Below are 12383 nucleotides of genomic sequence, written 5' to 3' on the forward strand. Positions count from 1 at the left end.
CTCCTCGGCTTCGCACCCCGAAGACCCGGGGGACGGCGAATTCGCACGCGTTGAAGGGGACAGCTGATGACTTCACCGATCGAGACCATCGCGGACGCGCTGATCGCATTCATCCTGAGTCTGCTGAACGATCCCGAAGCCGCCGCGGAGTTCACCGCCGACCCGCAGTCGGCTCTGAACGAGCACGGTCTCAGCGGCGTCTGCATGGCGGACGTGGCTGCGGTGCGCCCGGTCATCGTCGATCGTCCGGACGTGATCCACTACGTGCGTCCGCCGAACTGGCCGCCGCCCGGTGACGACGAAGATGCCGGACCCATCCGCGAGATCGTGCGGATGATCCAGCAGTACACCACGACGATCGAGCAGAACACGGCGATCGATGCCCGCTCGACGCTGGTGGATCAGTCGGTGAATCAGAACATCTGGACCGAGGGCGGGGATGTCACCCAGCTGTTCGACCAGGAGGCCGTGATCGCCTCGGGCGACCACTCGGTCGCCGCCGGCGACGACGTCGCGGTCGTCGACTCCGACGTCGACGTGACGATGGGCGATGTGTCGGTCGGCAACGAAGAGTACGACGGCAGCTTCAACCAGGTCGGCGGCGACGCCGACGACGCGCCGCCCGCCGTGCCGGAGGACACCGCGGACGAACCGAACGCACCGGTCGCCGTGGCGGCGCCCGCGGATGCCGCAGCGGCCGCCCCTGCCGCAGCCGACCCTGTGCCGGCTGCTGCGCAGAGCGCCCCGGTCGCCGACGCCGCACCGACCGCTGCGCCGGCCGACGTTCCCGAGCCCGCCGACGTGCTCGAGAGCGACATGACGGCGGGCGCCAGCGACTCGTACGAGACGGATGCCGCCGCGGCGACCCTCGACGACCAGCCGGCCGATCTGCCTCTCGACGATGACTGAGCAGGCCCGGTCGGCGGTGCCGGCGCACTCCGCCACGGAGCGCACCGGCACCGTGGAGGGCGCCGGCACCGTGGAGCCGTTCAGCGCGAAGCGCCGGCCCGAACGGCCCACGCTCGCCAGTCCCTACGCGCCCCCGGTCGTCGTGAAGGTGCCGCCGCCGTTCTCGGTGCGGTTGAGCCTGCTGCTCTGGGTGCTCAGCTTCACCGTGGGCGCCTTCGCCGCCGTGTATCTGTTCATCATCCGCAAGGATCTGCTGCCGCTCATCGCCGACGTGGCCGAGGGCGTGACCTCGGGCCGCAGCGCGGCGACCTACGAGTCGGCGGCCGACATCGTCTTCTGGGTGTTCTTCGGTGCCGCGGTCACGGTGCTGGCGGTGCAGATCACGCTGCTCGTGTCGTTCATGGGCCGCCGGGGCAACGTGCGCTGGTGGCAGCTGGCGACGCTGGTGGTGCTGGCTCTGCTGGTGCTGCTCTCACCGGAATGGGTGGCGCTGGGCGCCGAGGGCGCGGTGCTGCAGCCGCTTCTCACGGCGCAGGCGGCGCTGGTCCTGCTCGCCCTGCTCGCGGCCACCCTGCCCCGCGCCATCGCCTGGTCCGCCCGTCACGTGGATGTCCGGCGCGGGCCGCAGGGGGCGAGCGGCGGCGACTTGTGAGCTGACCTCGTCCGCGGCGAGGATCTCGGCGAGGCTGCGCAGCACCGCCTCGCACACCGCGACGCTCTCGCGCGGAGCCAGCGGCGCCGCCGCCAGCACCCGCCACCGGTCGACCAGCGACGACGCGGCCGCCGCGACCTCGGCATCCGTCGCCGTGGCCGCGAGCCCCAGGCGGGTGCGCGCGTCCAGCCCCTCCGCACCGAGGAGGCGCTCCGCCGTGCTGCGGTGCTCGGGCGGCAGGGGCAGGCCCTGCGATCGTGCCTGGGCCAGCAGCTCGAGCTCGCGCAGGGTGTGCGCCGAGGCGGTGAACCGCTCGACGCACGCCTCGATCCGCTCCGCGCCCGGCCGCGGCGAGCGGCGCAGCAGCGCCTGCACCTGCAGGATGACCCCGCGCGCTTTGAGCACGGCGGCCCGGGGGTGCAGCTGTGTGCGCACGAACTCCTGCAGCTCGTGCACTCCGCTCTGCTCGACGAGTCCCTCCGAGAGCGCCGAGGACGTGTGCGCGCCGGCACGGATCAGGGCCGTGGCGAGCCGCACACCGAAGATGCCGAAGCGTGCCAGCAGATCGCGGCGCACGCTCTCGCTGAGCCCGGTCGCAGAGCTGGGTCGGGTGAAGCGGTCGGCTGAGACCAGCAGCGCCTCACGGTCGGCGCGGTCGAGTCCGGCGAGCTCGCGCAGCGCGATGAACTCGCTCTCGCGCAGAGTGCGGGCGCCCTCGGCGAGCAGCCCGGCGACCGGGATGACGCGCAGCGCCAGCGCGGCGAGGCTGCCGTCGCGCTCGTAGCGCAGCGCCACACGGCGGGCCGACAGCAGGGAGTCGATCCGCCCCGAACCCACCTCGTCGGCCCGCGAGAGCACGGCCACCGCGCACACGCTCTGCGCGGCGCCGGCGGCGGTGTCGCGGAAGGCCTGCAGGAACTTCACGTCGGCGCCGTGCAGGTGGCGCAGCAGATAGATCACCGCGTCCGCGGACGACGCCGCGTCGTCCGAGGTGAGGAAGCGCTCGGTGCGCGCTGCCACCTCCGTCGAGAGCGAGGCGATGCCGGGGGTGTCGATGAGGATGGCCGACGACAGGCCGTCCAACGGCCAGCCGACGTCGATCCAGTCGATCTCGTCGGCGCCGCGCCCACCCAGGTCGAACGCCAGCAGCCCCCCGGAGCGACGGATCGGCATCCGCGTCGTCGAGCCGTCTGCGAGGTGCATCGTGATCGTCGGCGTCGCCGAGTGGCGGTACCAGGTGACGATGCGGGTGCACTCCTCCGTGTCGGTGGCGGCGATCCGCTCGCCCAGCAGGGCGTTGAGCAGCGTCGACTTCCCCGCCTTGACCATGCCGGCGATCGCGAGCCGCAGCGGCTCGTCCAGCCGCACCTCGAGCCGGTCGATCAGCGCGACGGCCGCGCGATCGCCGGCGTACACCTCGCGTGCCACGCGGAGCAGATCGCGGGTCTCGTCGATCACCGCGGCGGTCATCGTCGGCCTTCGGTGGCGGTCATCGTCGGCCTTCGGTGGCCGAGTCGGCTGCGCCCGCGACACCGGCGGAGCCGACGGTGACCGCACGGGGCGCGGTCCGTGCCGAGACGGCCGCGTGCTCGGGCAGCGCCGGGATCGCTCGACGTACCCGCTCGAGGTCCTCGATGCGCTTCTGCAGCTGCTGCACGCGCTGGTCTCGGCTGGCGGTGAATCCGGATGCCGCCTGCCGCGCCTTGAGCAGGGCATCCGAGAGCGAGCTGTGCAGCTCTTCAGCGAGCGACCCGAAGTGATCGCGGGCCCCGCGCTGCACCAGCCGCAGCCGGTCCTTCAGCTGCTTGCCGACCTGGAAGGTCACCTCGTCGATGTAGCGCCGCACGATCATCTTCGCCTCCTGCTGACGACGCGAGAGCCGGTTGCCCATGTCCTCGCGATATGCGCGCCGGCCCACCAGCACCCCGGCCAGCAGCGAGAGCGGGTTGATGAGTGCCATGCCGATCAGGCCCGTCGCCAGGCCCACCATCAGCACGCCGCCGTACGACCCGCGGACGCCGATGTAGATCTTCTCGCCGGCGCTGAGCTGCCCGGCATCGAGCCCTGCGATGTCGTCGATCGGGTCGAGCACGCCGCCGATGTCCGACACGTCGACGATCGGGATCTCCGATTCATCCTTGCTGAACAGCTCGGCGACCTCCTCGGCGAGCCAGCGGGAGCGCTCGTCGGTCCAGACGAAGGTCTCCGACACCGCTGCGGTGACCCGCTGCTCGAGCCATTCCCGGATCTGATCCCAGATCGGGCCCGGGTCTCCCTCGTCGATGGCCTGCTCGGCCTCGCGCTGCACCTTGCGCAGGCGGTCGCGCACGTCGTGCTCCATGTCGGCGACGAGGTCGGCGATGCCGTCCGACAGCGTGACCTGCCAGCGTGCCGACCGGCCCCGGAACTCGTCGGCTCTGGCCTTGGCGGCCTCGAGCTCGGCGATCATCCGCGGGGTGTCCTCCGGGTGCTGCAGTGCGTTCAGCTCGGCGTGCAGCGAGATGCCCAGCTGGTCGACCACCGAGATGAGGTCGTGCACCGCGCTGCGCTGGTGGATGCTCTCGGCACGGCCCAGCACCTCCCGGCGCAGATGGGCCACGAGCGCGGGGAACCCCGACTCGTCGTTGAGCTCGCGATCCTGCAGCTCGGCGGCGAGCAGGCGCAGATCACTCGAGACCGAGAACAGCGGCACGTCGCCGTCGTCGACGAGGTGCGCGCGGTCGATCTCTTCGATCCGCCGCCACTCGGGGTACAGGTCGGTCTTCGCGAGCACCGCCGCGACATTGGGCGAGATGCGCATCGCGTGGCGCAGGAACTGCAGCTCGGGTTCGGTGTACTCCTGCGAGGCGTCCGAGACGAGCAGCACCGCATGGGCCGAACTGAGCGCCGAGAGGGTGGCGAGGAAGTTCGCCGACTCCAGACCGCCCACCCCCGGTGAGTCGACCAGCTGCAGACCGCCGCGCAGGATCTCGCGCGGCAGCAGCACGTCGGCCGAGAGGATCTGGCGTTCGTTTCCGGGGTTGCCGCGCTCGGAGACCCACTCCGACAGCTCGTCGAGATCGATGCGCCGACGCGTCGGTGCCGCGCCGGGTGAGACCGGCTTCTCGGTCACCCAGGCCGAGGGCTGCGGGGCGTAGCCGACCGTGGTCGGCACGGTCGTGGCGACATCGTCGTCGACCGGACAGGCGGGCGCATTGACGAGGGCGTTGATGAGCTTGCTCTTGCCCTGTTTGAACTCGCCGACGACGATCACCCGGATCGCCGGGTCGACGAGTCGGTCCCTCGCCTGAGCGAGTCGGACGGCCAGGTCCCCCCTGCCCGCGGACACGGCGAGATCGCCGGCGTCTCGGATGACGCCGGCGATCTGCTGTGTTCCGTTCGCGTTCTCCTCCTGCACGAGTCTCCCCAGTTCCTCGTCGGACCGTCGCGGATCAGCCGAAGAGCTCCCCGCCGAGTGCATCAGCACCCGGATCCGTGGTATCCACAGCATCCCCCCAGAGCTCGTTCGTGTCCAGGTCCCAGTCCGATTCGGAGATGTTCACGATCTCCCGGGTGAAGATGTCGTCGCCGAACGGGTCGACTGCGCCGTCGATCCCCTCCCCCGCCCCCAGTGGGTCATCTGCGTACGCGCCTTCACCCGGCATCACGTATCCTCCGAATCGGAGTGGTCATCTGGTGCGCCCAGCCGCCGCCACCGAAGGGGCGACGGCCGGGCGGTCGTGGCCCTGAGTGTACTCAGAAGCTCAGGGCGTTCCCGTCACCGAACGGGCTGTCGACGTTGCTGTTCGTGATGTCGACATCCATGTCCGCGCTCATCGAGTTGTCCTCGAACGACTCGGTGACGTCCCAGTCCTGCGAGTTGTCGGTCATCGAGTTGTCCTGGAACGAGTCGCTGGCCGTCCAGTTCGTCGAGTTGTCGGTGATCGAGTGGTCCTGGAAGGAGTCGTTGATCGACCAGTTCTCGGAGAAGTCCTCGTTGAAGGAGTCGGTCGTCCACGTGTTCCCGGTCCAGACATCGCCCATCGTGGTGTTCGTGGTGATGTTGTGAATCGTGGCGTCACCGCCGGCAGCCTGCGATCCGTCGCCCGAGGCGATCACGCTGTTCTGGTTGAACGTCTGCGTGACGTTGCCGCCCGAGGAGTCGCCCCCGGATCCGGAGCCGCCGCCGCCGGGCATGCGATCTGCGAAGGACTCGCCGCCGCCGGCTCCCGCAGCGCCCCCCGCGGATGCCGTGGAGATGCTCTGGTTGACCGACTGGTCGTTGAGCGTGGTGCGCGCGTCGATGCTGAACGTGCCACCGCTCAGGCCCGCGACTGCGCCCATGGTTCCGCCGCCGGCGCCGATGCTCACGTCGCCGAAGCCGGAGTTGTACTGCCGCACGCCCGTGGTCACCGAGTTGTCGTACAGCGTGTTGTACGAGTCGGTCACCGAGTGGTCGGAGTTGTCACGCCACGAGTGATCCGAATTGTCGGAGTTGTCGTTGTACGAGTCGTTCGTCGAGTTGTCCGAGTGATCCGAGTTGTCCGAGTTGTCGTTGTACGAGTCGTTCGTCGAGTTGTCCGAGTTGTCGGAGTTGTCCGAGTTGTCCGAATTGTCCGAATTGTCGGAGTTGTCGTTGTACGAGTCGTTCGTCGAGTTGTCCGAGTTGTCGGAGTTGTCCGAGTTGTCGGAGTTGTCCGAATTGTCCGAGTTGTCCGAGTTGTCCGAATTGTCCGAGTTGTCCGAGTTGTCGGAGTTGTCGTTGTACGAGTCGTTCGTCGAGCTGTCGTCGACCGAATTGTCGGAGTTGTCCGAGTTGTCGGAGTTGTCCGAGTTGTCGGAGTTGTCGTTGTACGAGTCGTTCGTCGAGTCGTCCCTGACCGAGTTGTCGGAGTTGTCGTTGTTCGAGTCGTTCGTCGAGTCGTCCCTGACCGAGTTGTCGGAGTTGTCGTTGTACGAGTCGTTCGTCGAGTTGTCCCTGACGGAGTTGTCGGAGTCGTCGTTGCCCACGTTGTCCATCCCGGTGTTGACCTGCGTGCCGAGAAGGTTGACGTTGTCGTCCAATGCCATGATCAATGTCCCCTGTTCGTGTGAGCGCCGCATTGCGCTTGCTCCGAGTGTGCGACGACGGGGCGAGCAGGGCATCGGGGCCGTGCCCGGGGACCTCGGGCACGCGGCGGGGGGAATGCGGGGTGGTGGGCGGGCGGAATAGGGGTGGCACGGCAGAGGGCCCGGATGCCGTGGCATCCGGGCCCTCTGAGAGCTGGTGTCGAACCGCGTCAGCGGACGACGACGGCGAGCACGTCGCGAGCCGAGAGCACGAGATACTCGTCGGCGCCGAACTTCACCTCGGTGCCGCCGTACTTGCTGTAAAGCACGCGGTCACCCACGGCGACGTCGAGCGGAACGCGGTTGCCGTTGTCGTCGATGCGGCCGGGGCCGACTGCCACGACCTGCCCCTCCTGGGGCTTCTCCTTCGCGGTGTCGGGGATGACCAGACCGCTTGCGGTGGTCTGCTCTGCCTCGACCTGCTGGATGACGATGCGGTCCTCGAGCGGCTTGATGGAAACCGACACGGTGTACCTCTTCTTTCGTGACTGAGATCAGAAGACTGTTAGCACTCTCGAGGTGAGGGTGCTAACTCCAGTGTATGCCGAGCGCTGGCACTCATGCAATGCGAGTGCCAGCCCGTAGGCTCTTCACTGTGGAGATGTCCGAACTCACCGCACTGATGACGCGCGAGGGGCTCGCGCTGCTCGACGAGGTCGGCGCGGTCGAGTCGTCGGCCGACGTCGCACGATCGGTGTCGCGGCTGCGTGCCGCCGGGCACTCGCCCGACCTCGTCTCGGCCGTCGTCGGGCAGGCGCATCTGCGGATGCGGGCCCGGGCGAAGTTCGGCGAGTTCGCCGACCGGATGCTGTTCACCCGCGCCGGACTCGAGCAGGCGACCCGCCTGAGCGTGGCCACCATGCACGCCGTGCGGATGCGGCGTGCCGGCATCACCCGCGTCGCCGACCTCGGCTGCGGCATCGGCGGCGACAGCCTCGCCTTCGCCGGCGCCGGGCTCGCGGTCGACGCCGTGGATGCCGACGAGGTGACCTCGGCGATCGCGGCGTACAACCTCGCGCCTTTCCCCGACGCGAGCGTGCGGCAGGGCACGGCCGAGTCCTCTCTGCCCGCCGAAGGCGCCGTGTGGCTCGACCCCGCCCGCCGCACCGCCGGACACAGCGAGACCACCCGAACCTCGGCCGCCGACTGGTCGCCGTCGCTGGACTGGTGCTTCGAGGTCGCCCGCGAGCACCCGACCGGCATCAAGCTCGGCCCCGGTCTCGACAGAGATCTCATCCCCGACGACGTCGAGGCGCAGTGGGTCAGCGCCGACGGCAGCGTCGTCGAGCTGGTGCTGTGGAGTGGCGAGCTGGCGCGCCCGGGCATCCGCCGATCGGCGCTGGTGATGCAGTCGGGCGAGACGCACGAGCTCACGGCGGCGGCGGATGCCGGCGACGAGCCGGTGCGCGAGCTCGGCGCCTTCGTGCACGAGCCCGACGGCGCGGTGATCCGCGCCCGGCTGATCGGCGACGCCGCCCGGATGCTCGAGGCCGGCATGCTCGACGAGCAGATCGCGTATCTCACGGGCGACGCGGCGCTGACGTCGCCGTTCGTGCAGTCGTTCCGGGTGCGCGAGAGCATGCCGGCACACGTGAAGACGATCAATCAGGCGCTGCGAGCCAACGACATCGGGCGCCTGGAGATCAAGAAGCGCGGCATGGACATCGACCCGGCGTCGTTCCGGAAGAAGCTGAGCCTGAAGGGGTCGAAGGCGGCCACCCTGATCCTCACCCGCACGGCAGCCGGCCGGATGGCGATCCTCGCCGACCGGGTCTGACCGCGCGGCCGCATGGGATCAGCCGCCGGTTCCCCCGGTCTTGTCGTCGACGCCGCAGTAGCCGGAGTCGGTGTCGCAGATGATCGAGTCGGGCGTTCGGATGATCGTGAGCCTCGGATCGACGTTCTGCGTCAGATTCAGCTGGTAGACGCCCGCGTCGGTGCTCATCTCGATCCGGCTGCCCACCGCCGAATCGAACTCGGCGCACGCCTCGCCGATCAGCGCGGTGGGCTCGGCGACGAGCATGCAGACCTCCGAGCCGTCGAAGGTCATCCACACCGGAGTCTTGTCGTCCCAGCCGATCAGCTGCAGGGAGTCTCCGTCGTAGCCTGACGCGTCGAGGAACTCGGCGATCTCGAGCTCGAGCCCCGAGTACTGCGCACGCCAGTCGTAGGCGCCGTCGTCGGCGAGCAGCTCGCGCTGGATGACGCTCACCCGCTCGCCGTCGGCATCATCGAGCAGCACCGCCCAGACCATCACCCGCTCGTCATCGACCAGCAGCTCGAGATTCGCTTGCAGGCCGAACGCCTCAGGGGCCTCCTTCTTCTGACAGCTGACCCGGCGATCCTCGTCGGCTGCCTCCGTCTTGTCGTCGGCGACGAGCACCAGGCACTCGTTCTCTTCGAGGTCTTTCGTGGCGTACCACGCCTCGACGCCGTGCTTGGCGCCCACGAATTCGATCGAGCCCGGGTCGAACTCGTTCGAGGAGTCGAGCTGCACCAGGGTCGCGCGCTGCGCGTCGGTCATCGCGTGCCCGCCGGCGGCGCGACCGAAACCGAGCCAGCCGATGCCCACGCCGAGCAGCACGGCGACGATCGCAGACAGCACAAGAACCGGAATGCTCGGGCGGCGCCGGGCGGTCTGGCCGGAGGGAGCGGGAGGGTCGTCGAGTCCGGCGTCCGCAGGCGCGGGGTCGCGCTGGTCGGACGCGACGCTCTCCGACGCGGCGCGCTTCGCCCCGCTGGGCTCGGTCTCCGGGACGGAGTCGATCAGCGCGGCAGCGGCGAGCGGCGACTGCACGGCGCTCTCCGGTTCGGCAGCCGGCGGCGGGGGCGTCACCGGTCGGGCGGCGGCACGGGCATCCAGTTCCCGCAGCTCGGCGAGCTCCGCCTCGTCCACTCCCCCGCCCGCAGCGAAGGCCCGGCGCTGCAGCTCACGTCGTCGTGAGCTCTCCGCCTCGTTCAGCATCCGTCACCCCAGACTCTCGAGCTGCATCACGGCCCACAGCAGCCACCCCGCGCTGAACAGCGTCGCACACAAACCGAGCACCAGCGCCCAGATCGCCACCTCGCGGTTCTCGATCGGCCGGCGCAGCGACATGATCGCAGCGATCACCGCGATGATCGCGACCGGGATCCCCCAGCCGACGAACATCGACGTCGCCAGCGCGACGATCGCCGCGACGAGCGCCCAGGGCGCGAGCCGCGCATCGTCAACCGGCTGCGCGCCCGTCGAGGGCTCCCATTCCGGCTGCGCATCGGCATCCGGATGCGCCGCCGCCGTCTGATCCACGGGCACCGGCGCGGTCGGCAGCTTGCCGTACCCCTTCGCCGCTCCGGGCAGGGCCGCGTCGCCGCCGGGCTTCGCGACCTCGGGGGTGGGATGCTCGATGCGCGGATCGCTCATGCCGGGCTCACCTGGATCTCGGTGACCGGCAGCGTCGAATCCGCCCCGAAGGCGAGGGTCGACGGGCCGCGGCCACTCGCGATCAGCTCGGCGGCGAGGCCGGCGATCATCGCCCCGTTGTCGGTGCACAGCGACAGCGGAGGAATGCGCACGGCGACACCCGCCGCGGCCGCCCGCTCGAGAGCGACCTCACGCAGCCGCCGGTTGGCGATCACGCCGCCGCCGAGCAGCAGCCGCGGAACGCCGCGATCCTGGCAGGCGGCGAGCGCCTTGGTCACGAGCACGTCGATGACCGCCTCGCGGAAGCTCGCGGCGACATCGGCCACCGGCACCTCGTCGCCCGCCTCCTCGGCGCGCTCGACCCAGCGCGCGACGGCGGTCTTCAGGCCCGAGAACGAGAAGTCGTAGCGGTGCTTGGCCATGTCGGATGCCTTCGACAGCCCGCGCGGGAAGCGGATCGCCTTCGGGTCGCCGTCGGCCGCCGCCCTGTCGATCTGCGGTCCGCCGGGGTACGGCAGTCCGAGCAGGCGCGCGACCTTGTCGAACGCCTCGCCGGCCGCGTCGTCGACGGTCTCGCCCAGCAGCTCGACGTCGGTGGTGAGGTCGCGGACGTGCAGCAGCGAGGTGTGCCCGCCCGAGACGAGCAGCGCGATGGTCGGGTACTCGAGCGGCGCGGTGGCGCGGTCGTCGGAGGTGAGGATGTCGGCGGCGATGTGCCCGACGAGGTGGTTCACCGCGTACAGCGGCTTGCCGAGGCTCACCGCCAGTCCCTTCGCGGCGCCGACGCCGACCATGAGGGCTCCGGCGAGGCCGGGGCCGCTCGTCACGGCGATCGCGTCGAGCTCGTCGAGGCTCACCTGCGCCTCGGCGAGCGCCCGCTCGATGGAGGGCTGCAGCGCCTCGAGGTGCGCTCGCGCGGCGACCTCGGGCACGACACCGCCGTAGCGGGAGTGCTCGTCCATGCTCGAGGCGATGGTGTTCGACAGCAGCTGCCGCCCGCGCACGATGCCGATGCCGGTCTCGTCGCAGCTCGTCTCGATTCCGAGCACCAGGGGGCCGGTCATGCGTTCGTCTCCTCTGCGGCATCCGGGCCCGCGGCGGCGTCCCGCGCATCCGAAACGCCGGACTTCTCGCGAATCGCAGGAGCAGATCCGGCATCCGCTCCTGTGTTTCGTGCGTTCTCCTGCGTTTCCTGTGCGGGCGCATCCACCCACGCGCGCAGGTCGAGGCGCATGACGACCGCGTCGACACCTTCCGGCTGGTAGTACCCGGGCCTCCGGCCGAGTTCCCTGAAGCCCTCCGACGCGTACAGCGCCTGGGCAACGGCGTTGTCGTCGCGCACGTCGAGGAACAGCTCACGCGCGCCACGCTCGACGGCGATGGCGATCAGCGCGCGCAGCAGCGCCCGCCCTCTCCCCCGGCCGCGGAACGCCGGATCGAGCGCGATGGTCTGGATGTCGGAGTCCGCCGACCCCTGCAGGGCGCGCACCCCGCCGTAGCCCACGATGCGGTCGCCGTCGACGTCGACGAGATACGCGTTGTGCCGGCTCGAGATCTCGGTGCCCATGGTCTGCTCGCTCCACGCATCGGTGGGGAAGCCGCGCCGCTCGAGGTCCATGATCGCGGGCAGGTCGTCGAGGGTCGCGGGTCGGAGGGTCATGAGCCCACCCGCTTGGGCGCGCCGGGCTGCACGACGTCCGGTGAGCGCAGGTACAGCGGCTCGGCGTCGGCGAGCGTCCGCCCGCTCGCGATCGCGCGGGCGCCGACGCGTGCGAGGGCGGCGGCCGACAGCCCGGTCGCCTCGTGCTCGGGCTGCGCGAGCTCGGTGCCCTGCTTCTCGAGGCGCGTCGGCTGGAGCAGGTTCGGGATGCCATCGGCATCCGTCCCGTCGAACACGCTCACGGCGATCTCGCGCCGACGCGCGTCGGTGACGACCGCGAACGGCCCGTCGATACCCGCGTCGAGGGCGATCGCGAAGTGGCTGGGAACCGGGATGAGCGGGATGCCGCGGCCGAGAGCGAACGCGCGCGCGGCGGCGATCCCGATGCGCAGTCCGGTGAACGGGCCGGGGCCCATGCCGGCCACGACGTGCGTGATCTCGGGGCGAGCCACCTGGGCGAGCAGGTCGCCGATCACTTCGGCGTGGCCGAGCGGGTCGGGGGTGCCGACCTCGGCGACGGTGCGCCCGTCGGCGTCGATGACGGCGACGGCCGTTCCCAGAGACGTGTCGACGGCGAGGATCACCCCTCCAGATTAGTCGGGGTGGACGACGTGCCACCCCGCGCCATCCGCGCCTTCGGGGCCCAGTCTCATACTTTCGACTGAGCCGGA

Annotated in this window: 12 protein-coding genes; 2 read left to right on the top strand and 10 right to left on the bottom strand. The window is 70.3% G+C overall.

All coding sequences use genetic code 11. From position 1 onward, the window contains the following. Positions 1 to 66: 66 nt before the first annotated feature. On the top strand, positions 67 to 909 hold the full coding sequence (locus V2S04_RS06105; protein WP_413637552.1) for an IniB N-terminal domain-containing protein: 843 nt from the start codon (positions 67 to 69) through the stop codon (positions 907 to 909). Between the two features lie 472 nt (positions 910 to 1381). On the opposite strand, the gene V2S04_RS06110 is transcribed toward V2S04_RS06105, so the two are convergent. The 5 genes from V2S04_RS06110 to groES form a co-directional block, all read right to left on the bottom strand. Next, entirely contained in the window at positions 1382 to 3031 is a 1650-nt protein-coding gene (locus V2S04_RS06110) for a GTPase (RefSeq protein WP_413637554.1), read from the bottom strand. 19 nt (positions 3032 to 3050) lie between these two features. Next, entirely contained in the window at positions 3051 to 4958 is a 1908-nt protein-coding gene (locus V2S04_RS06115) for a dynamin family protein (RefSeq protein ID WP_413637556.1), read from the bottom strand. Between the two features lie 34 nt (positions 4959 to 4992). Beyond that, positions 4993 to 5205 (bottom strand): hypothetical protein, encoded by a 213-nt coding sequence (locus V2S04_RS06120; RefSeq protein WP_413637558.1) that lies wholly within the window; start codon positions 5203 to 5205, stop codon positions 4993 to 4995. A 91-nt stretch (positions 5206 to 5296) separates the two neighbouring features. Then, the gene (locus tag V2S04_RS06125) at positions 5297 to 6610 is read right to left on the bottom strand and encodes a hypothetical protein (protein ID WP_413637560.1); all 1314 of its coding nucleotides are present in this window, start codon (positions 6608 to 6610) and stop codon (positions 5297 to 5299) included. Between the two features lie 209 nt (positions 6611 to 6819). Further along, positions 6820 to 7116: a co-chaperone GroES gene (gene groES / locus V2S04_RS06130; protein ID WP_099196502.1), complete on the bottom strand. Its 297-nt coding sequence runs from the start codon at positions 7114 to 7116 to the stop codon at positions 6820 to 6822. Between the two features lie 128 nt (positions 7117 to 7244). Here groES and V2S04_RS06135 point away from each other — a divergent pair, with 128 nt between their 5' ends. Continuing rightward, entirely contained in the window at positions 7245 to 8426 is a 1182-nt protein-coding gene (locus tag V2S04_RS06135; RefSeq protein ID WP_413637562.1) for a THUMP-like domain-containing protein, read from the top strand. A gap of 18 nt (positions 8427 to 8444) precedes the next feature. On the opposite strand, the gene V2S04_RS06140 is transcribed toward V2S04_RS06135, so the two are convergent. Genes V2S04_RS06140 through tsaB form a run of 5 tightly spaced genes read right to left on the bottom strand, consistent with a single transcriptional unit; the run spans position 8445 to position 12296 of the window. Next, the gene (locus V2S04_RS06140; RefSeq protein ID WP_413637564.1) at positions 8445 to 9614 is read right to left on the bottom strand and encodes a hypothetical protein; all 1170 of its coding nucleotides are present in this window, start codon (positions 9612 to 9614) and stop codon (positions 8445 to 8447) included. Between the two features lie 3 nt (positions 9615 to 9617). Beyond that, entirely contained in the window at positions 9618 to 10052 is a 435-nt protein-coding gene (locus tag V2S04_RS06145; protein WP_413637566.1) for a hypothetical protein, read from the bottom strand. Further along, positions 10049 to 11116, bottom strand: coding sequence for a tRNA (adenosine(37)-N6)-threonylcarbamoyltransferase complex transferase subunit TsaD (gene tsaD / locus V2S04_RS06150; protein WP_099196506.1), 1068 nt, complete (start codon positions 11114 to 11116; stop codon positions 10049 to 10051). Before tsaD ends, V2S04_RS06145 begins: the two co-directional genes overlap by 4 nt. Beyond that, on the bottom strand, positions 11113 to 11712 hold the full coding sequence (gene rimI, locus V2S04_RS06155) for a ribosomal protein S18-alanine N-acetyltransferase (RefSeq protein ID WP_413637568.1): 600 nt from the start codon (positions 11710 to 11712) through the stop codon (positions 11113 to 11115). The genes tsaD and rimI overlap by 4 nt, the downstream gene beginning before the upstream one ends. Further along, positions 11709 to 12296 carry a tRNA (adenosine(37)-N6)-threonylcarbamoyltransferase complex dimerization subunit type 1 TsaB gene (gene tsaB / locus V2S04_RS06160; protein ID WP_413637570.1) on the bottom strand — a complete coding sequence of 196 codons (588 nt, stop codon included), beginning with the start codon at positions 12294 to 12296 and terminating at the stop codon, positions 11709 to 11711. The genes rimI and tsaB overlap by 4 nt, the downstream gene beginning before the upstream one ends. Between the last annotated feature and the right edge of the window lie 87 nt (positions 12297 to 12383).

The organism is Microbacterium sp. OR21 (genome assembly GCF_047306785.1).
GTDB classification, from domain to species: Bacteria; Actinomycetota; Actinomycetes; order Actinomycetales; family Microbacteriaceae; genus Microbacterium; species Microbacterium esteraromaticum_E.